This window comes from Ruegeria sp. BA2 (assembly GCF_056539605.1).
Genome location: NZ_JBQFVE010000004.1, coordinates 185,381 through 204,078, shown reverse-complemented (window position 1 = coordinate 204,078; position 18,698 = coordinate 185,381). Strand labels below are relative to the sequence as shown.

Genomic DNA, 18,698 nt, shown 5'->3' with positions numbered 1-18,698 from the left:
GTCCTGAGCGCAAACCGCGCGAGTGTCAATGCAGCCTAAGGTGGGCCGGGCGTGACGGCGTGCGTTCCCAGATCACCACCGGATGCGTCGCTCGACCGTTGAGTTCCGACAGCATTTGCTCGGTTTTCAGCCCCGGAAGCGCTGAGAAGACATCAAACAGCGCCTCGGCCCCTTCAGCGTTCACCGGAATGTGAAGGGTCGGCTGCCCCGGTTGGTCCAGAACCCAAAGCGCGGGGCGCGAGGTCGGGTCCAACGCCAACCGCTCAATCTCACGCGCAGCGACCATGCCGCCGTCGAGCGGGCCCAGATACGTGATCTGACCTTCGTCGATGGTCACAACCCCGGGACCGCCTGCACCATTGCGGAAACGCACCCGTTGCACCCCGATCACGGCCAGAGCAATCGAAACCACGATCAGCAACCACCCCAACCACGCCAGCAAACCACCGGGACCGCTGATCCAGCTGAGGCCGAGGATCAGAACAAAGCCCGCAACCAGAACTTCGCGCCAGCGCCACAAGGCCAGCTTGGCTTCGGGTCGGATGAAACTCATGCCACGTCCTCCGGGTGTTTGAACAGGATCAGCGAGTAATGGCCCGCAGGCTGGAACCCAATCGATATATAGGCACGCGCTGCGGCATCGGAAGCTGCAAAGAGAACAGCGCGAGCGACGCCGGCGTTGCGCGCCTCGATCAGATGCAGCGCAACGGCGAGACGCGCAAAGCCCCTTCCACGCAATTCGGGTGGCGTATAGACACCGCCGATCTGTACGATCTCTGGCAAGCTGGCGTTGAACCCGGTCATGGCGACGGGGTCACCGTCAATCAGCAAAACGCGATGTGAGTTGCGCTCAATATATGATTGAATGTCTTTGCTGGACTGTTTTCTCGCACGTGCTGCATCAAATTCCATGGCTTCAATCAGGTAGCTTTCCCGCCACCCTTCAGTAACCGCGCGTTTGGCATCAGTGAGGGGAATGAGCTCAGCACCATCTGGATCTGGCACTTGGAGCTGTTCCAGTTCCAATGAAAACCCCGGCTCATCGCTATTGAGAGTCGCCGGTCGATCCTGCCACCCCGCAAGCTGCATGATCCGTCGCGCCTGCGTGGCCTCGGCGGCGATACCAAACAGAGCCCTGCCTCGAATGAGCGAGATCGCGTTGATGAGCTCAGCGTCAGTGCATTCAGGACATTGCGGCAACAGCATTCCTTCGTTTGTGATCGCGAAGACATCACAAGGACCATCACCCAGAACCCAGACATTCAACGCGCGTGGGTCAGCGCTGTGCAGGCCTTGATCGCGCAAGTTGGCCAAAGGAAACATGGATGTCTGGATGTGCTGGGAAAAAAACGCGTCGATCTTGGGCAGGTCTGCGTCCTGCGCTGGTCGCCACGTCACACCCAATCCCCCAACGCCTGCTGCCACATTGTCATCGCTGCAACAGCTGCCGTATCTGCGCGCAGGATACGTGGGCCAAGGCTGACCACATGAGCGAATGGCAACTCTGCCAATCGCTTACGCTCACGCTCTGAAAACCCACCTTCGGGACCAATCAGGATAGCCCAGGGTTTTCCTTTCTCACTCTCAGCCAAGCGCAGGGCTGAGCCAACTGTGGCCTCGTCACAGAACATCAATTGGCGGTTTTCGGGCCATGCGTCTAAAGCCCGATCCAACCGCACCAGGTCAGTGACCTCAGGCACATAAGTTCCGCCACACTGCTCGGCCGCTTCCACAGCATGGGCCTGCAGGCGGTCCTGTCGGATGCGTTCAGAATTGGTGAACTCGGTTTGGACCGGGATGATCCGCGCAGCACCCATTTCAGCTGCCTTTTCAACGATAAAGTCAGTGCGTGCCTTCTTGATCGGCGCAAAGAGCAGCCAAAGGTCCGGCGGTAATTGCAGCAGCTTTGTCTGTTCAACACAGGAAAGCACGCCACCGCGCTTGCCTGCTTCGACGACCTCAGCCCGCCACTCGCCATCCTGCCCGTTGAACAAGGCAACTTGACCTCCAATCGACAGCCGCATGACCCCGAACAGGTAATGTGCCTGCTCGCGCGTCAAAGGAACCGATTGCCCCGGACCCAAAGGGTGCTCTACATACAGTCTGATCTTCGCAGTCATGAGACCCTACATATGCAAGGCAATGCCCCAACACCAGACGGTCAAGTCGCTGACGCAGTATCCGGCAACTGGGTCGATACTCACGCACCTGCATTTGCTCGCCCTTATCTGCGACTCAGCCGGGCTGATCGGCCCATCGGCACTTGGCTGCTACTGATCCCCTGCTGGTGGGGGCTGGCGCTGGCGATCCTCAGCGATGGCCAACCTCGGTGGGAAGACCTCTGGATCGCCATCGGCTGCGCCATTGGGGCTTTTCTGATGCGCGGCGCGGGCTGCACGTGGAATGACATCACGGATCGGGAGTTTGACGGGAAGGTCGAGCGCACCCGCTCGCGCCCTATCCCATCGGGTCAGGTCAGTGTGCGTCAGGCCGTGTTCTGGATGGTGTTGCAGTGTCTGCTGGCCCTGGCAATCTTGTTGACCTTCAATCGGGCGGCGATTGCGATGGGAGTGCTCTCACTGCTACCAGTTACCATCTATCCCTTTGCGAAACGCTTTACATGGTGGCCACAGATTTTCCTGGGACTGGCCTTCAACTGGGGGGCGCTGCTGGCCTGGGCGGCCCATACCGGCGCGGTCGGTTGGCCCGCGATCCTGCTCTACCTGTCAGGAATCGCCTGGACGCTATTCTATGACACGATCTATGCCCATCAAGATGCCGAGGATGACGAACTGATCGGCATCAAATCCACTGCCCGGCTGTTTGGCGCTGACACCGCACGCTGGCTCAAATACTTCCTGATTGGAACCGTCAGCCTGATGGGCCTTGCGATTATCGATGCGGCTTTGCCTGAGACTTCGGTGCTCGCTTTGGTGGTGGCCCTAGGTGGACCTTGGGCGATGGGGTGGCATCTGGCCTGGCAATTGCGAGGTTTGGACACGGAAGACAACGCCAAATTGTTGCAACTGTTTCGGGCCAATCGTGACACCGGCTTGATTCCGCTGATCTTCCTCTGCGTCGCCCTTTTCCTCTGATTGCACCTCTGGTTCGGGCTCTGTATGAGTCCGGAACCAACCGCCCGAGGAGTTCCGATCCAACCCATGCGTCTGCCCTACGCCATTGCCGTTGCGTTGATCTTCGCGGTGACTGCCCTGCTGTCATTGGTGGCCGCCGGCTTTGCTGTTAGCAAGATCGAAGATGCATCGGAGTTTGCCGTACGCCGGGCGTTGAACCTGCAGGGGCACGACTGGGCCGAGGTGCAATCCGATGGCCTTCGTGTCGTGTTGACAGGGACCGCGCCCGATGAGGCCACCCGATTCAACGCCCTGACCGCTGCCGGAACCGAGGTCGAAACCTCCCGCGTGATCGATGAAATGGAAGTCGCACCCACCGCTGACCTAACGCCGCCGCGTTTCTCGGCCGAAATCCTGCGCAATGACAGCGGTATTTCGATCATAGGACTGGTGCCTGCCGAGTTGGATCGCGATGATCTGATCGAACATCTTCAGCGCCTCGATCCAAGCGCTCGGGTTTCGGACCTGATGGAAAGCGCTGATTATCCCAAGCCTGATGGCTGGGATCAGGCCATCGACTATGCAATTGATGCGCTCTCGGATTTGCCCCGTGCCAAGATTTCTGCCAACCCCGGGCTTGTGCGCATTACCGCCATCGCCGACAGCCAACAGGAAAAAGAGCGGCTTGAGCAGAATCTGAACCGCGCCGCGCCGCCGGGTCTGCGCATAGGCCTTTCGATCTCGGCGCCCCGCCCAGTGATTACGCCCTTTACGCTGCGATACCTGATCGATGAGGATGGCGGGCAATTTGATGCGTGTTCAGCGCAGGATGAAGATGCGCGAGATATCATTGTTGTAACCGCACAAGAGGCCGGGCTGACGGGCCCCTATTCTTGTACAATCGGATTGGGTGTGCCTTCTCCGCGTTGGGCCAACGCGGCACAGTTAAGCATCCGGGCCTTGGCTGAACTCGGCAAAGGTTCGGTCACCCTGTCGGATGCAGATATCACACTCGTCGCAGCACAAGACACCAACCCGTTGGAGTTCGACCGCATTGTGGGAGAGCTCGAAAACGCGCTGCCTGAGGTCTTTGTCCTGCATGCCGTCTTGCCTGAGCCCGAACCGGACGACCCATCAGGGCCTGTTGAGTTCGTGGCAACCCGCAGCCCCGAGGGGCTGGTGCAATTGCGGGGACGTGTAGGTGACGAAACTCTGCGCGAAATGACCGACAGCTTTGCCCGCGCTGCTTTCGGATCTTTGCAAGTTCACACCGCAACCCGGATCGCGCCGGACCTGCCCGCAGATTGGCCAGTGCGTGTACTCGCTGGGCTGGAGGCTTTGTCAGAGCTACACAACGGTGCGCTGACCGTGACGCCGGACAATGTCGCCTTGTCTGGCATCAGCCATGATCCCGACGCCAAGGCACGGATCGCCGGCATGTTGTCGGATAAGTTGGGTGAGGCGCAGGAATACACCCTCTCGATCACCTATCAGGAGCCCCCTGCACCCGCAGATGCGCCTCCTGATCCTGAGGTCTGCGAAGAACAGCTCGCTGAGGTTCAGGCCGCCAGCAAAATTGCATTCGAACCGGGCTCAGCCACCGTCGCCGCAGAATCTCGCGATGCCCTGAACCAGATTGCTGACATCCTGCGCGAATGCGGTCCAATTAGGTTGGAGATTCAGGGCCATACCGACAGCCAGGGCCGTGAGGAAATGAACGAGCAGCTCAGCCAGGCGCGGGCGCAATCGATCCTGAATGAACTGCGCGGACGGCGTGTGCCTACGTCCAGCTTTTCTGCGGTCGGCTATGGCGAGACCCAGCCTATCGCCGACAACGACACCGAAGAAGGCCGCGAAGAAAACCGTCGCATTGAGTTTCGACTGATCCAGCCCGAGCCGGTCGCAAATTCCGAAACCGGACTTGAGGCGATGGAAGCCGAGACCGAAACACCTGAAACCGACGCACCGGATGCGGGCGCAGAGGACCAGTAAGTTGAATAGAACAGAATTCATCATCGCCACCGCCATAATCTTGTTCGCCGCATTCTGTATGGGGTGGTTCGCCAATTGGTTGGCCCATCGCCTGTCACGTGTCCGTCAAAGCGACGTGGCCGATCTGGACCGCATGAGCCAGGAGTTGCACGAGGCAGAGGAAACCCGCGATCAGGCGATCACTTACCTGCAGCAACGTGAGGCGGAACTGACTAATCAGTTGACGCAGACTGAGGCAGAGCTGAACGCAGCAATGGAAGGATTGCGCGCCGCGCGGCAGGAAGCCGAAGAGATGCGTGGGCGGATCAACAACGCAGACTGACTTACCAGCGCGTCAACGCATCCTCATCCTCATCCTTCGCAGCGACCCATTCGGCTCCGGATGTGGTGATTTCTTTCTTCCAGAACGGCGCGCGGGATTTGAGGTAATCCATCAGATATTCCGCCGCTGCAAACGCATCCCTGCGATGCGGCGCAGCAGTGGCAACCATCATGATCCGGTCCCCCGGAGCAAGCCGTCCGTGGCGATGGATCACCAGCACATCACCCAGTGACCAACGTGTGAGTGCCTCTTCTGCGATCTTTGTCAGGGCACGTTCGGTCATGCCCGGATAATGCTCGATCTCCATCACATCCAAATTGCCAGTGGCCAGATCGCGCACGACGCCCGTAAAAGTCACGATGGCCCCATTGGCGTCATCTCCGGCGGCAAATGCGTTCGCTTCGGCCCCCAGATCGAACGGAGCCTCTTGCACGACGATACGCACTTTATCCACCCGTCATGGGTGGGAAAAAGGCGACCTCGCGCACTCCGGATAGCGAAGCATCAAAATCCGAAAGCTCCTGATCAAGCGCCACGCGAAGGGCCGACAGATCAGCAAATGCGGCGGCATAGCGATCTTCGCGCGCGCTGAGTTCAGCGACGAGGTCGTTAACCGTGGCAGCCTCGGTCTCGACTTTCTCTTTCGGCAGGCCGATGCGTTCGCGCACCCAGGCGAAATACAGCACGTCCATGGCTTAGCTCTCCTTCAGGTGGGGCATGGCTTTACGTAGGTAGTCATAGCCTGTGATCAATGTCAGCGTTGCGGCAATCCACAGCAACCACAGACCAATGCGACCAGACCAGAACATGCCTTCAAGATGCCATCCTATGTGGCCCACATCTTCCACCTGCCCGGCCAGCACCTGATCTATGGTAGCCGCATCCATGCCGAACGTGGCCATGACAAAGTGATGTTCGAATATGCCTTGCGAGAACAGGATGGCGATGGCAACCATTTGCGCCGTCGTTTTCCACTTGGCCAGTTTCGTGACCTTTAGCGTCCCAGCCACATCACCCAGATATTCCCGCAGACCCGAAACGAAGACTTCGCGAAACAGGATGACCGTTGCGGGCAGGACCAGCCATGGCGTCCAGTGTTCGGTTGAGTACCCCACCAGGATCATCAACGCGATCACAACCATCGCCTTGTCAGCGATCGGATCCAGCATGGCTCCGATCTTGGTTTCCTGCTTCCAGGCGCGTGCGAGATAGCCGTCAAACCAATCAGTGATGGCCGCAGTCAGGAACAGGATCAGCGCAAACCAATCCGCATAGGGGCGCGTGAAATACAGAAACATCACGGCAAGACCGGGGGCCGCCACAAGGCGCAGAACGGTCAGAATATTGGGCAGGTTCCATTTCATGGCTTGGACCCTACATCGCCGGTTCAGGACAGAAAAGACAAGGCCGCAAAAAACTAACCACGCACAAGCGTTTGGCCCGCAGCACGTCACAGAGTCGCAACAGTTGCGAGGCGATCAGATACATCTTGGCATCGCGCGGTTTTGGGGCCAGATTGGCGATCGGCGCGGCCTGAAAGTACCAGAACCCAACATGACACCGAATATTCAAACCGATCCCCGATCAAATCTGATCGGCAGCGCCTGGATGATTGCCGCCATGGCTTTGTTCGCCATTGAAGACGCGCTGCTGAAGGGCGCGTCGGCGGATCTACCAATCTGGCAAGTTCTAGTTCTGTTCGGCGCAGGTGGATCGGTGATTTTCGCCTGCGTCGCAACTCTACGCGGTGGGCGCTTGTTTCATCCCGACGTATTGTCTGGACCCATGAGAATCCGCGTGTTTTTCGAAATCCTCGGTCGGATGTTCTATTTGCTGGCAATCGCCCTAACGCCACTATCCTCAGCAACGGTAATTTTGCAGGCCACACCACTGGTCGTGGTCGCTGGTGCAGCGTTGTTTTTTGGAGAGACCGTGGGCTGGCGACGCTGGAGCGCTATCGCAATTGGCTTGGTCGGTGTGATCGTCATCATCAGGCCAACGGGCGATAGCTTTACGATACTGTCATTGCTGGCTGTGTTGGGGATGCTGGGGTTTGCAGGTCGCGATTTGGCCAGCCGCGCCGCTCCAGCCACTTTGGGAGCTGACGTTCTGGGCTTCTATGGGTTCCTCTCGGTCGTTGTGGCGGGGATCGCCTATCGCTGTTGGGAAGGCACACCGATGGAGACTTTGACCGGCCAAACAGGGATCTACATTGCTGCGGCAGTGGTAATTGGGACGATTGCCTACGCGTCACTTATGAAAGCGATGCGGACGGGCGAAGTTTCGGCAGTAACGCCATTCCGCTATTCCCGACTTTTGTTCGGGATCGGGCTGGGCATTTTCCTGTTCAATGAACATTTGGATCAAACCATGTGGATTGGCTGTGCGCTGATTGTGGCCTCGGGGCTTTATATTCTCTGGCGTGGTCGAAAAGCCTAACCTTTATCGTGGAAGAAATCATAGACCTTCTGCGCCAGCCCGGCAGAGATTCCATCGACCGCTTTCAAGTCCGCCAAGTTGGCGCGGCTTACGGCTTTGGCGCTCCCGAAATGGGCCAATAAGGCCCGCTTTCGCGCGGCACCAACGCCTGGGATTTCATCCAAGGGCGTCGCACCCACAGCTTTGGCCCGTTTGGCGCGGTGCGTGCCGATGGCAAAGCGGTGCGCCTCGTCCCTTAGGCGCTGGATGAAATACAAAACAGGATCGTTGCGTTTCAAGGCAAAGGGGCGCTGACCGCTACGGTGGAACTCTTCCTTGCCATGGTCGCGGTCGACGCCTTTGGCGACGCCGATCATCGGAATGTCTTCGACCCCGTGGGCCTGCATGATCTCTTGCACAGCACTCACCTGCCCGGCTCCGCCATCGATCAACAGCAGATCAGGCCACAGACCCTTGTCGCGATCCGGATCTTCTTTTTGCAGACGGGTAAACCGGCGGGTCAAAACCTCTTTCATCATCCCAAAGTCATCGCCCGGTGTCAGATCGTCACCTCGGATGTTGAATTTGCGATAGGCGTTTTTCATAAAGCCTTCTGGGCCCGCGACGATCATGCCGCCAACCGCGTTGGTGCCTTGTATGTGAGAGTTGTCATAGACCTCAATCCGGGCCGGCGGGCCGTCCAGATCAAACGCCTCCGCCACGCCTCGCAGCAGCTTGGCCTGAGTAGCGCTTTCCGACATGCGGCGCGCCAAAGACTCTCGTGCATTGCGCAACGCACCTGCGATCAGTTCCTGCTTTTCGCCACGTTGGGGCACCAGGATTTCCACCTTGCGCCCTGCCTTTTCCGAAAGCGCCTCTTGCATCAGATCAGCGTTCTCGATCGCATCGGACAGGATCAACTGCCGTGGGGGTTCCTTGTTGTCATAGAACTGTCCAAGGAACGCCTCCATCACCTCAGCTGGCGATACGTCCGCGCCGACGCGCGGATAAAAGTCCTTGTTACCCCAGTTCTGATTGGCGCGGATAAAGAACACCTGAACACAGGCCTGCCCGCTATCCATATAGAGGCCGATGACATCAGCCTCAGTCACACCGCGCGGGTTGATGCCTTGGCTGGTCTGCACTTGGGTCAGCGCCCGGATGCGGTCGCGCAGACCAGCAGCGCGCTCGAATTCCATCGCCTCGGAGGCTGCCATCATCTGGTCGGCCAAATCTTCCTGCACCTTGGTGGATCGGCCAGATAGGAACCGTTCGGCATCTTTGACGCTTTCGCGGTACTCAGCCTCGGAGATCAAGCCAACACATGGACCAGAACAGCGCTTGATCTGGTAGAGCAAGCAAGGCCGGGTTCGACTGTCGAACATGGAGTCCGAGCAATTCCGCAGCAGGAATGCTTTCTGCAACTGGTTCAACGTCCGGTTCACGGCACCCGCGCTGGCGAATGGTCCGAAATAGGCACCTTTTTCCTTCTTGGCACCACGATGTTTCTTGATCTGCGGAAATGCATGATCCTTGGCGACCAAAATGTTCGGAAAGCTCTTATCGTCCCGCAACAGAACGTTGTATTTCGGTTTGAGTTGCTTGATCAGGTTTTGTTCAAGCAACAACGCCTCGGTCTCGGTCCGCGTGGTCAGGAACATCATCGAGGCGGTCGCGGCGATCATCTTCTCAATCCGTCCCGAATGCCCGGGCCGCGTATAGTTCGACACCCGCGCCTTCAGGTTCCGCGCCTTACCCACATACAGAACACGGCTATCCGAATCCAGCATTCGGTAAACACCTGGCGAGCTGTCCAGCGTTTTCACATAGCGCTGGATACAGGCATAGCCGGTGGCTTGGTTCGACGAATCGGGATCGGTGGTGGCGGTCATGTGTCAGAGATATGATTCTCTGACCATGGCTGCAATCTTGCGCGTTTCAGATCAAGAGAAAACAAATCCACGACTTCTGTGGATAACTGTGCAGATAACTTTTGGGGCATCGCGATTTTCCCTTGAATCCTTGCCTATTCGTTGATCTGCACAAAAAATAGGCAGTATTTTATGCTGTTGTTTTTAAACGTTATTTTTTCTAACGCGAGACAAGTGTATGAAAATTAAGACATTTTTGTAACGCTAACATAACGGGAACGAGAGCGGTGCAAAACTTGCGGCGGATATAACTATTCTACGCCCAGAACATCCGGGGTCTGCCAGCCCAAATGTTGCCCACCATCCACGCACAGAAGCTGCCCGGTAACAGCATGCGCATCCAGAAAATACCCCAATGCAGCAGTGATATCTGACGGGTTGGATCCGCGTTCCAGAATTGTGTTCTGACGCTGGGCGCTAAAGTGCTTTTCGCTTTGGCGATGACCTTGCAGGGTTGGCCCCGGACCAATTGCATTCACGCGGATTGCAGGCGTAAGAGCCTGTGCAGCGGTCCGGGTCAGAGCCCACAGGCCCATTTTGGCGATCGTATAGGACATGAATTCGGGCGTAAGCTTACGTACCCGCATATCGACCATGTTAACGATCAAACCAACAGCCCGGGGTTCACCCTGATCATCAAACTCTGGCTCCAACCCTTGTTCGGCCATTGCTTGCGTCAGCACAAACGGCGCGCGCAGGTTGCTGTCGAGATGCCTGTCCCAGCTTTGGCGCGTGGCTGTATGAATATTGTCGTATTCAAAGATAGACGCATTGTTGACCAAACAGGTGATCGGCCCACCCAATGCCTCAGCAGCGCGGGGGAGCAATGTGCTGACGCGGCTTTCTTCAACTAAGTCAGCCTGCAGCGCAATTGATTTCCGGTCCAGCGCCTGAATGTCTTCGACCGTCTTGTGCGCAGCCTGTTCAGAACTTGAATAATGTACCGCCACATCCATGCCGCGCTGCGCCAGGTACAGCGCCATGGCACGGCCAAGACGTATGCCTGCACCTGTTACCAATGCTCGGGTCATGGGCGCTCTCCTCGAAAGTCAGGCTAACAGGCTTGCTACATAGATCACATAAAGTGCTGTCAAGATCAGGCCCCAGACGCGCGTGATATCTTTCTTGAAGAACACGAACGGCACCAGCAAAAGCGACGATCCCAGCATCACCCACAGATCGAACCGCAGGAATTCGGGGTCGACAGGTATACGCCCAAACAAGGTCGCGATGCCAACAATGGCCAGCAGATTGAACATGTTCGACCCGATGACATTGCCCAAAGCCACATCCGCCTGTCGCCGCAATGCGGCCATCACGGTCGTGGCGAGTTCAGGCAATGACGTCCCAACCGCGATCAACGTAAGCCCGATTACCGTTTCGCTCACACCATAGTTCCGCGCAATGATTGTGGCATTGTCGACCAACAGATGCGCGCCCATAGGCAGACCAATCAGGCCGAGGATCAGATAGACCGCGACTTTCCAATAGGGCATGTCGGGGTCTGCTTCCTCAAGCCCCTCAAGCTCTTCCTCGTCGGCACAGTCCTCTCCACAGGCTTTGCGATGGGCACGTGCCTCGCGAAAGGCATTGGCCAAAACCAAAGCCAAAGCCGCCAACAGGATCGCCCCGCTGACCAGATTGAAGACTCCGCAAAAGGCCAGACCGATGAACAGTACCGATGCAAGCAGCATGAAGACGTAATTCTTGCGGCTGTCACATTCGCTTGTGTGCAAGGTTGCCAACAATGCGGGCAGCCCCAGAACCAGCAAGATATTCGCCGTATTCGATCCCACGACGTTACCCAGTGCAATGCCCGGCGCATTTTCCTGGATCGCACTGATTGCGATCAAAAGCTCGGGGGCGGATGTTCCAAAGGCCACGATAGTCAGGCTTACAATCAGGGCAGGCACACCCAGTCGCAGGCTAAGGTTCACGGCCCCGCGTACCAGCGCATCGCCTGCCAGAAGAAGAATCAGCAGACCAAGGCCCGAGAACAGCCACGCCGTCATCCGCGGCCTCCTTTTTCACACGGGCACGGGCCTTTGCCGATCCGAAAGCGTCCGCACCGCGGGCATTTCGCGGAGCTCAGCCGCTTCTGCCCGGGAAAGCGTAGCTTGCCGAACATCGCCAGGACGCCCATAGCGATCAGGAACAGAGTGACTGCCTTGATGATCACGTTACAACCCGAAACGCGCGTAGGCGGCACGCTCCTCAATCCCGGCGATTGCATCCTGCGCCAGCGTCGCGCCGAAACGAGACCAGATCGGCTTGCGCATCCCATAGCGGCGGAACCTGACCTTTTCGCCGAACTTTTCCTGCATCTTGGGTTTCAGATGGGCAATCCCATCGATCAAGCCCAGCTCTTGCGCGCGGCGGGCCAGCCAAACCTCGCCGTTGAACAGATCAGCGCTGTTATCCAGCTTGCCGTCCCGACGGGTTTTGACATGGGCGATGAAATTCTCGTGGATATCGCCAAGTAGCACTTTGAGGCGGGCGACGTCTTCTTTCTTTTCCGGTGCAAACGGATCAAGCATCGATTTCGACTGACCCGCAGTATGGACACGCCTTTCAAACCCTTGACGGGCCAGAAAGACATGCGCGCCAAATCCTGAAGAGATCACCCCGATCGATCCCAGAACCGAGCTGTCATCGGCCCAAATCTCATCCGCAGATGCCGCCAGCCAGTAACCGCCTGAGGCTGCCACGTCTTCGACAAAGGCGTAGACGGGTATCTCAAGTTCATCCGCCAGCCGTCGGATACGCGCTCCGATCAGTGAACTCTGGACCGGTGATCCGCCTGGCGAATTGACCTCAAGCGCTACAGCAGCAGGCTTGCCCTTGCGAAAGGCTTTTTCCAACACCGGCGCCAAGGCGGTTGCATTCATCGATCCGCGTCCGGCCATGCCGATTGCACCGGACAGGCGAACAACGGCCACGAGCGGCGGCTTTTTCATGAAAGGCAGGCTGAGTTTCATGGAAGCCGATGTAGAGCGCGCCGGTGTCGTAAACAAGAGACCCGCAGGGCCATAAACGCGACGTGAACGAATTTCACACACCCGGTCGGCAAAAATGCAACGCCCTAGCTACGGATGCGCCAACCGGTTTTGAATATCCAGCCCACGATCGCAAGGCAGATGCCAGTAAAGGCGACGATGGCCAGAAGGCTCCAGAATATGGGCACATCGGCGATCCCGTAGAATGACCAGCGGAACCCAGAAATCAGATAGACCACAGGGTTAAACAGCGTGATCGTCTGCCACAGCGGCGGCAGCATCGAGATAGAATAGAACGTCCCACCCAGAAAGATCAGCGGCGTCACTACCAGTTGCGGAACAAGCGACATCTGTTCAAAATTGCCAGCCCAGATACCAACGATGAATCCGAGCAGCGAAAAGCTTAGGCAAGACAAAACAAGGAATGCCGCCATGGCAAACGGGTGTTCTATGCGTATATCGACGAAGAAGGTGGCGGTCGCCAAAATGACGAGACCAACAAACAGCGCCTTCGTTGCCGCCGCGCCCACGTATCCGATCACGATTTCAATGAAGTTGATTGGTGCAGACAGCAGTTCGTAAATCGTGCCCAAAAACTTGGGGAAATATATCCCGAATGACGCGTTCGAGATCGACAGCATCACCACGGACAGCATGATCAGACCCGGCACGATGAAGGCCCCATAAGACACACCTTCGATCTCCTGGATGCGGCTACCGATGGCCGTGCCGAACACCACGAAATAGAGTGAAGTCGACAAAACCGGCGACAGAAAGCTCTGCGCGAGAGTGCGGAAGAACCGGGCCATTTCGAACCGGTAGATGGCAATGATAGCGGACCAGTTCATGCGGGTTCTCCGGACACGAGGTTGACGAAGATCTCTTCAAGGCTCGACTGTCGGGTCTGCACATCGCGCAAGATCAACCCGGCCTGAGCGACATCGTTCAACAAGGTGGTAATGCCGGTGCGTTCGGCATTGGTATCATAAGTATAGATCAGTGCATCACCCGCACCATTGAGCGTCAGTTGATGCTCGGACAAGCTTTCGGGAATGGCCGAAACAGGTTCGGTCAGTATGACCTCGATCTGTTTCTTACCCATCTGCGCCATCAGCGTGTCTTTGTCTTGCACCAGCAAAAGCTCACCCTTGTCGATCACACCCACGCGGTCAGCGATTGCCTCAGCCTCTTCGATGTAATGCGTGGTCAGGATGATGGTGACACCAGCCTGTTTCAGTTCTGCCACGATCTCCCACATGTCCTTACGCAGCTCGACATCGACGCCAGCGGTGGGTTCATCCAGAAACAACACCCGGGGTTCATGCGCCAAGGCTTTGGCGATCAACACACGGCGTTTCATACCACCTGACAATTCCTTGATTGAATTGCTGCGCTTGTCCCAAAGGGACAGCTTTCGCAGAATTTCCTCGATCCGCGCGTTGTCACCGCTGTGACCAAACAGCCCGCGTGAGAAACGGACGGTATTCCAGACCTTTTCAAACGGCTCCAAAGCGATCTCTTGCGGCACCAGCCCGATCATCTTGCGCGCTGCGCGATATTCGGTCTGGATGTCATAACCACCAACAGTGACCGACCCAGCGCTTGGGGTCGTGATTCCGCAAACGGTCGAAATCAAGGTTGTTTTTCCAGCACCGTTGGGGCCCAGCAGCGCCAGAATTTCACCTTCTTCAATGTCCAGAGACACGCCTTTCAGCGCCTCAAAACCATCGGCGTAGGATTTCCGCAAATCGCGGATGGACAAAATGGTGGTCATGCATTCCCTCGTTCTGACCCCGCAACTTATCGCGGTAGACGATTATGGAACAGTCCAATTCCGCACAATGTCATGCGCATTTATGTAACGCTACTCTCGCCCGGTTAGGCGGCCTAGCCACCCCTTCTTGGTTTCTTCCTCGTCGCCTTCGTCTTCCGGCGGTGGTCCTTCGAAATGCTCTTGCAAGTTGGTAAAGAACTGATCGGCCATCTTCTTGGCAAATCCGTCGATCAGACGGCTGCCAAGTTGCGCCAGTTTGCCACCCACCTTGGCGTCGACCTCATAGGTGAGCAGGGTGCCACCAGACTCGCTGGGCGCGAAGGTTACATTTGCACTGCCTTTGGCAAAGCCTGCAGCGCCGCCTTTACCCTCACCGGCGATGGTCAGGCGTTCGGCCTCAACCATGTCGGACATGGTCACTATCCCTTTGAACGTCGCCTTCACCGGCCCGACCTTCTGCACGACAGTTGCCTGATACCCTTCGGCCGGATCGCCAGTAATCTCTTGCGCGCCGCTGATGCAAGCCTTCAGCACCTCTGGGTCCAGCAGCGCAGAATAAACAGCTGCAGGTGCTGCCTGAATTTCACGAGTATCGCTTAGCTGCATCTGAGAACCTCTTTTCAAACCTAGGACAGACCTAGCCCTGAATTGTCGATGCAGGCAACCCAATTGCCTGCTTGGGAACTCTCCGCTTGCATTCACACCGCCATGCAGAAACGCTGCGCCGCAGGAGGGACCATGCTGCAAGGAATACGTATCGTTGAAATCGAAGGGTTAGGCCCCGCACCATTCGCCGCCATGATGCTGGCAGATCTGGGGGCGGATGTGATTACCATTCATCGAAAAGGGTCTGCCGTCACGCCGGGAATGCCCGAACGCTCGCTTCTGGACCGAGGTAAAAGATCCATCGCGCTTGATCTCAAGAACCCAAATAATCTCAGCGTCGCAAGACGCTTAATCTCTGACGCCGATGCGCTGATCGAGGGTTTTCGCCCCGGCGTGATGGAGAAACTGGGGCTGGGCCCGGAAGACTGCCAACGACAGAACCCAAAACTTGTTTATGGCCGCATGACAGGCTGGGGGCAGCAAAGCCCATTGTCCGAGATTGCAGGTCATGATCTCAACTACATCGCGCTGTCGGGTGCTCTGTGGTACGCCTCCGCGCCCGACCGGCCACCGCTGACGCCGGCGACTTTGGTTGGCGATATCGGAGGTGGTGCAATGTATCTGGTTGCCGGTCTGCTTGCCGGTCTTTTGAACGCTCAGGCGACAGGCAAAGGTACCGTGATCGACGCCGCGATCTACGATGGCTCAGCCCATATGATGAACCTGCTGATGAGCCTGCGCCAGACCGACAACTTGTCTGACACACGGGGTCAAAGCCTGCTGGACGGTCCACATTGGAGCCGAACCTATAGCTGTGCCGATGGCGGCTACATCTCGGTTCAATGTCTGGAACCAAAGTTTTACGCTTGTTTCCTGGACGTCCTCGGGCTCGGAGATGACGCGGAATTCGCGCAGCAATATGACAACGCCGCTTGGCCCGAATTAACAGAGCGGCTGAGCAAAATCTTTATCAGGAAGTCACGCGACGAATGGGCCGCTCTATTTCAAGGGACGGACGCCTGCGTTGCGCCAGTCCTAAGCCCGCAAGAAGCGCTAGATCACCCCATGAACACCGCCCGCCAAACATGGATCGACCACGAAGAAACACGCCAAGCAGCAGCCGCACCGAGATTTTCCACCTACAAATGGCTACATCGACCCAGCCCCAAACGCGGAGAACACACGAACGAAATTCTCAGCGAACTCCCGCCTGCTTCATCTGGCTAAAAATATCCCGGGGGTGAATTGGCCGCAGGTCAAGAGGGGGCTGGCCCCCTGCCCCGTTTACCGCCCGCGCACCGTATCGATCATAAGCTGCACATTCTCTGGGTCAGCATCTGGTGTAATGCCATGCCCCAGATTGAAGATATGCGGCCCTTTCGAGAACGCCTCGACAATCTGCCTGGTCTCATCCACCAGCGCCTGACCGCCCGTGACCATATGAGATGAGGCCAAATTTCCCTGCACGCATCCATCCACCTGCACATTCTTGGCAGCCCATTCCGGCGACACGGAATTGTCCAGCGCAACACAATCCACGCCGGTGGCTTTGGCAAACCCGACATAGCCTTGATCTGCTTCGCGCGGGAAACCGATGACGGGAACGCCCGGATGGCGCACCTTGATCGCTTCGGTGATCACACGGCAGGGCTCAAGGGCGTATTTCTGAAACGCCTCGCCTTTCAACGATCCCGCCCAGCTGTCGAATATCTTGACGACTTCGGCCCCAGCATCGATCTGAGCCGACAGGTATTCGATCGTGGCCGCGGTAATCCGATCCAACAGCGCCTCAAACAGTACTTTGTTCACTTCGCGCAGCTTGTGGGCTGGCCCCTGATCCGGAGTTCCCCGGCCTGCGATCATATAAGTCGCGACGGTCCAGGGTGCGCCTGCAAAACCGATAAGTGTGGTTTCGGAGGGAAGCTCACGCGAAAGAATGCGCACGGTTTCATACACCGGCGAAAGTGTTTCGTGGATCGCATCAACCGGTTTCAAAGTATCAAAATCCGATTGCTGGGTGATCGTCGACAGCCGAGGCCCCTCACCGGTCACAAACCATAAATCCGCACCCAGCGCCTGTGGAACAAGCAGGATGTCGGCAAACAGGATAGCAGCATCAAACCCATAGCGGCGGATAGGTTGCAGGGTAACCTCGGCGGCCAGCTCGGGGTTATAGCATAAGGACAGGAAATCCCCAGCCTGCGCGCGGGTCGCACGATACTCGGGCAGATACCGCCCGGCTTGGCGCATCATCCAGATCGGCGGCACATCCTGCACTTCACCCGCCAGCGCGCGCAGCAATTTCTTTGTCTCGGCCATTCGTGTCCCCAGTCTTCCGGTCTGGTGCAACGGGTCGGCCCTCAGTGGCAATTTGTCAAGCTCTGCCCCCATTGTCAGGGCAATGTGACGCGACTAAAGCTGTGCACATGAGTCTGACACTGCCCACACCCGCATCGCCTCTGAAAATCGGCACCCGTGGCTCGCCACTGGCTTTGGCGCAAGCCTATGAAACCCGTCAACGGCTTGGTGCTGCTTTCGACCTGCCTGAAGATGCATTTGAGATTGTGGTGATCAAGACCACCGGCGACAACCGCGCGATGATCGACGCGGACCGCCCGCTGAAAGAGATTGGCAACAAGGGTCTATTCACAAAAGAAATCGAAGAGGCGATGCTGAATGGCGAGATTGACATCGCCGTGCACTCGACCAAAGACATGCCGGTCGAGCAGCCCAAGGGGTTGGTGCTTGACACCTTCCTGCCGCGTGAAGATGTACGCGATGCGTTCATCTCACCCAACCTGAAATCGATTCATGACTTGCCCAAAGGCGCGGTGGTCGGGACATCTTCGCTGCGTCGCCGTGCACAATTGCTCAACCGGCGTCCTGATCTGAACGTGGTCGAGTTCCGCGGCAATGTGCAGACCCGGCTGAAGAAATTGGCCGATGGCGTCGCCGATTGCACGTTTTTGGCCATGGCCGGTTTGCGCCGGTTGGACATGAAAGACGTCCCCGCAACCGCGATTTCTACCGATGATATGCTACCTGCCGTCGCGCAAGGCACTATCGGTATTGAACGGCGCAGCGGCGACACGCGCGCCGCCGAGATGCTTGCCGCGATTCACCACCTTGAAACCAGCCAGCGTCTTGCGGCTGAGCGAAGCCTGCTAGCTGGGCTGGATGGCTCTTGTGAGACTCCGATTGCAGGGCTGGCTCAAGTTCGGGATGGCCAATTACATCTGCGCGGCGAAGTGCTGCGCCCGGATGGCTCCGAGGCTATTAGCGAACAGGCGGTTGGCGCGATCGATGACGGGGCCGAACTGGGTCGGTCCATGGCTGAAGCGTTGCTAAGGCAAGCCGGGCCGGGATTCTTCGATTGGCGCCCAGAAAAAATTTAAATAATTTCAATTCAATGTGAACTTCTTCACTGTTTCCTTCCCAGCATTCGTTAAATATGAGTTTATTCCGAAGAGGATAGAAGGTCAGTCTCGAATATATCGAAAGTTTTAGCCCGTATTGTTTTAGATGGTATTCGAGGGGGCGAGACTGACACTTCCGGCGGGGCGCAGTTGATATTCAACCGCGCCC

At 57.3% G+C, this 18,698-nt stretch carries 20 protein-coding genes; 6 read left to right on the top strand and 14 right to left on the bottom strand.

Annotated features, from left to right (window positions below):
• Window positions 1-25: 25 nt before the first annotated feature.
• From ACR0NN_RS11030 to ACR0NN_RS11020, 3 genes are read right to left on the bottom strand one after another with little or no spacing between them, the layout of a single operon-like run.
• The gene (locus ACR0NN_RS11030; RefSeq protein WP_170685210.1) at window positions 26-553 is read right to left on the bottom strand and encodes a hypothetical protein; all 528 of its coding nucleotides are present in this window, start codon (window positions 551-553) and stop codon (window positions 26-28) included.
• A complete protein-coding gene (locus tag ACR0NN_RS11025; protein ID WP_170722292.1) occupies window positions 550-1,398 on the bottom strand; it encodes a GNAT family N-acetyltransferase in 849 nt (282 codons plus the stop codon). The genes ACR0NN_RS11030 and ACR0NN_RS11025 overlap by 4 nt, the downstream gene beginning before the upstream one ends.
• Complete coding sequence (locus ACR0NN_RS11020) at window positions 1,395-2,120, bottom strand: 16S rRNA (uracil(1498)-N(3))-methyltransferase (protein WP_170722302.1); 726 nt, start codon at window positions 2,118-2,120, stop codon at window positions 1,395-1,397. Before ACR0NN_RS11020 ends, ACR0NN_RS11025 begins: the two co-directional genes overlap by 4 nt.
• 12 nt (window positions 2,121-2,132) lie before the next feature.
• Here ACR0NN_RS11020 and ubiA point away from each other — a divergent pair, with 12 nt between their 5' ends.
• The 3 genes from ubiA to ACR0NN_RS11005 all read left to right on the top strand — a co-directional run bounded on the left by ubiA (window position 2,133) and on the right by ACR0NN_RS11005 (window position 5,388).
• A complete protein-coding gene (gene ubiA, locus ACR0NN_RS11015) occupies window positions 2,133-3,095 on the top strand; it encodes a 4-hydroxybenzoate octaprenyltransferase (protein ID WP_170685207.1) in 963 nt (320 codons plus the stop codon).
• Window positions 3,096-3,161: 66 nt separating this feature from the next.
• A complete protein-coding gene (locus tag ACR0NN_RS11010; protein ID WP_170722942.1) occupies window positions 3,162-5,066 on the top strand; it encodes an OmpA family protein in 1,905 nt (634 codons plus the stop codon).
• A gap of 1 nt (window position 5,067) precedes the next feature.
• Window positions 5,068-5,388 (top strand): hypothetical protein, encoded by a 321-nt coding sequence (locus ACR0NN_RS11005; RefSeq protein ID WP_170395619.1) that lies wholly within the window; start codon window positions 5,068-5,070, stop codon window positions 5,386-5,388.
• A gap of 1 nt (window position 5,389) precedes the next feature.
• Here the strand turns inward: ACR0NN_RS11005 and ACR0NN_RS11000 are convergent, their stop codons facing one another.
• The 3 genes from ACR0NN_RS11000 to pgsA are packed head-to-tail and all read right to left on the bottom strand — an operon-like array spanning window position 5,390 to window position 6,752.
• Window positions 5,390-5,833: a molybdopterin synthase catalytic subunit gene (locus ACR0NN_RS11000; RefSeq protein WP_170722944.1), complete on the bottom strand. Its 444-nt coding sequence runs from the start codon at window positions 5,831-5,833 to the stop codon at window positions 5,390-5,392.
• 1 nt (window position 5,834) lies between these two features.
• Window positions 5,835-6,080, bottom strand: a complete 246-nt coding sequence (moaD, locus tag ACR0NN_RS10995) for a molybdopterin converting factor subunit 1 (RefSeq protein ID WP_170685205.1) — start codon at window positions 6,078-6,080, stop codon at window positions 5,835-5,837.
• A gap of 3 nt (window positions 6,081-6,083) precedes the next feature.
• Entirely contained in the window at window positions 6,084-6,752 is a 669-nt protein-coding gene (gene pgsA / locus ACR0NN_RS10990; RefSeq protein WP_170685204.1) for a CDP-diacylglycerol--glycerol-3-phosphate 3-phosphatidyltransferase, read from the bottom strand.
• A 190-nt stretch (window positions 6,753-6,942) separates the two neighbouring features.
• Here pgsA and ACR0NN_RS10985 point away from each other — a divergent pair, with 190 nt between their 5' ends.
• Window positions 6,943-7,827, top strand: coding sequence for a DMT family transporter (locus ACR0NN_RS10985; protein WP_170722304.1), 885 nt, complete (start codon window positions 6,943-6,945; stop codon window positions 7,825-7,827).
• On the opposite strand, the gene uvrC is transcribed toward ACR0NN_RS10985, so the two are convergent.
• The 7 genes from uvrC to ACR0NN_RS10950 all read right to left on the bottom strand — a co-directional run bounded on the left by uvrC (window position 7,824) and on the right by ACR0NN_RS10950 (window position 15,113).
• Window positions 7,824-9,698 carry an excinuclease ABC subunit UvrC gene (gene uvrC, locus ACR0NN_RS10980; RefSeq protein WP_170722306.1) on the bottom strand — a complete coding sequence of 625 codons (1,875 nt, stop codon included), beginning with the start codon at window positions 9,696-9,698 and terminating at the stop codon, window positions 7,824-7,826. The two genes, ACR0NN_RS10985 and uvrC, sit on opposite strands and share 4 nt — an antisense overlap.
• 290 nt (window positions 9,699-9,988) lie before the next feature.
• Window positions 9,989-10,768, bottom strand: coding sequence for an SDR family oxidoreductase (locus ACR0NN_RS10975; protein ID WP_170722308.1), 780 nt, complete (start codon window positions 10,766-10,768; stop codon window positions 9,989-9,991).
• 18 nt (window positions 10,769-10,786) lie between these two features.
• On the bottom strand, window positions 10,787-11,749 hold the full coding sequence (locus ACR0NN_RS10970; RefSeq protein ID WP_170722312.1) for a calcium/sodium antiporter: 963 nt from the start codon (window positions 11,747-11,749) through the stop codon (window positions 10,787-10,789).
• 168 nt (window positions 11,750-11,917) lie between these two features.
• Window positions 11,918-12,715: a S49 family peptidase gene (locus ACR0NN_RS10965; protein ID WP_170722317.1), complete on the bottom strand. Its 798-nt coding sequence runs from the start codon at window positions 12,713-12,715 to the stop codon at window positions 11,918-11,920.
• Window positions 12,716-12,819: 104 nt separating this feature from the next.
• Complete coding sequence (locus ACR0NN_RS10960) at window positions 12,820-13,581, bottom strand: ABC transporter permease (RefSeq protein ID WP_170722320.1); 762 nt, start codon at window positions 13,579-13,581, stop codon at window positions 12,820-12,822.
• Window positions 13,578-14,507, bottom strand: coding sequence for an ABC transporter ATP-binding protein (locus tag ACR0NN_RS10955; protein ID WP_480684660.1), 930 nt, complete (start codon window positions 14,505-14,507; stop codon window positions 13,578-13,580). Before ACR0NN_RS10955 ends, ACR0NN_RS10960 begins: the two co-directional genes overlap by 4 nt.
• Window positions 14,508-14,597: 90 nt before the next feature.
• Window positions 14,598-15,113 carry an SRPBCC family protein gene (locus ACR0NN_RS10950; protein ID WP_170722324.1) on the bottom strand — a complete coding sequence of 172 codons (516 nt, stop codon included), beginning with the start codon at window positions 15,111-15,113 and terminating at the stop codon, window positions 14,598-14,600.
• 132 nt (window positions 15,114-15,245) lie between these two features.
• Between ACR0NN_RS10950 and ACR0NN_RS10945 the strand changes: the two genes are divergently transcribed.
• Window positions 15,246-16,340, top strand: coding sequence for a CaiB/BaiF CoA transferase family protein (locus ACR0NN_RS10945; RefSeq protein WP_480684658.1), 1,095 nt, complete (start codon window positions 15,246-15,248; stop codon window positions 16,338-16,340).
• A gap of 57 nt (window positions 16,341-16,397) precedes the next feature.
• Here ACR0NN_RS10945 and hemE read toward each other — a convergent pair whose 3' ends face one another.
• Window positions 16,398-17,432: a uroporphyrinogen decarboxylase gene (hemE, locus tag ACR0NN_RS10940; protein WP_170722328.1), complete on the bottom strand. Its 1,035-nt coding sequence runs from the start codon at window positions 17,430-17,432 to the stop codon at window positions 16,398-16,400.
• A 107-nt stretch (window positions 17,433-17,539) separates the two neighbouring features.
• Between hemE and hemC the strand changes: the two genes are divergently transcribed.
• The gene (hemC, locus tag ACR0NN_RS10935) at window positions 17,540-18,508 is read left to right on the top strand and encodes a hydroxymethylbilane synthase (protein WP_170722330.1); all 969 of its coding nucleotides are present in this window, start codon (window positions 17,540-17,542) and stop codon (window positions 18,506-18,508) included.
• Window positions 18,509-18,698 lie beyond the last annotated feature (190 nt).

Bases quoted from the DNA above. Each gene is read 5' to 3' on its own strand.
- uvrC (WP_170722306.1), bottom strand. From the start codon at position 9,698: ATGACCGCCACCACCGATCCCGATTCGTCGAACCAAGCCACCGGCTAT.
- ACR0NN_RS11020 (WP_170722302.1), bottom strand. From the start codon at position 2,120: ATGACTGCGAAGATCAGACTGTATGTAGAGCACCCTTTGGGTCCGGGG.
- moaD (WP_170685205.1), bottom strand. From the start codon at position 6,080: ATGGACGTGCTGTATTTCGCCTGGGTGCGCGAACGCATCGGCCTGCCG.
- ACR0NN_RS10965 (WP_170722317.1), bottom strand. From the start codon at position 12,715: ATGAAACTCAGCCTGCCTTTCATGAAAAAGCCGCCGCTCGTGGCCGTT.
- hemE (WP_170722328.1), bottom strand. From the start codon at position 17,432: ATGGCCGAGACAAAGAAATTGCTGCGCGCGCTGGCGGGTGAAGTGCAG.
- ACR0NN_RS11010 (WP_170722942.1), top strand. From the start codon at position 3,162: ATGCGTCTGCCCTACGCCATTGCCGTTGCGTTGATCTTCGCGGTGACT.
- ACR0NN_RS10960 (WP_170722320.1), bottom strand. From the start codon at position 13,581: ATGAACTGGTCCGCTATCATTGCCATCTACCGGTTCGAAATGGCCCGG.
- ACR0NN_RS10945 (WP_480684658.1), top strand. From the start codon at position 15,246: ATGCTGCAAGGAATACGTATCGTTGAAATCGAAGGGTTAGGCCCCGCA.
- ACR0NN_RS10950 (WP_170722324.1), bottom strand. From the start codon at position 15,113: ATGCAGCTAAGCGATACTCGTGAAATTCAGGCAGCACCTGCAGCTGTT.
- hemC (WP_170722330.1), top strand. From the start codon at position 17,540: ATGAGTCTGACACTGCCCACACCCGCATCGCCTCTGAAAATCGGCACC.
- ACR0NN_RS10985 (WP_170722304.1), top strand. From the start codon at position 6,943: ATGACACCGAATATTCAAACCGATCCCCGATCAAATCTGATCGGCAGC.
- pgsA (WP_170685204.1), bottom strand. From the start codon at position 6,752: ATGAAATGGAACCTGCCCAATATTCTGACCGTTCTGCGCCTTGTGGCG.
- ACR0NN_RS10975 (WP_170722308.1), bottom strand. From the start codon at position 10,768: ATGACCCGAGCATTGGTAACAGGTGCAGGCATACGTCTTGGCCGTGCC.
- ubiA (WP_170685207.1), top strand. From the start codon at position 2,133: ATGCAAGGCAATGCCCCAACACCAGACGGTCAAGTCGCTGACGCAGTA.
- ACR0NN_RS11030 (WP_170685210.1), bottom strand. From the start codon at position 553: ATGAGTTTCATCCGACCCGAAGCCAAGCTGGCCTTGTGGCGCTGGCGC.
- ACR0NN_RS10970 (WP_170722312.1), bottom strand. From the start codon at position 11,749: ATGACGGCGTGGCTGTTCTCGGGCCTTGGTCTGCTGATTCTTCTTCTG.
- ACR0NN_RS10955 (WP_480684660.1), bottom strand. From the start codon at position 14,507: ATGACCACCATTTTGTCCATCCGCGATTTGCGGAAATCCTACGCCGAT.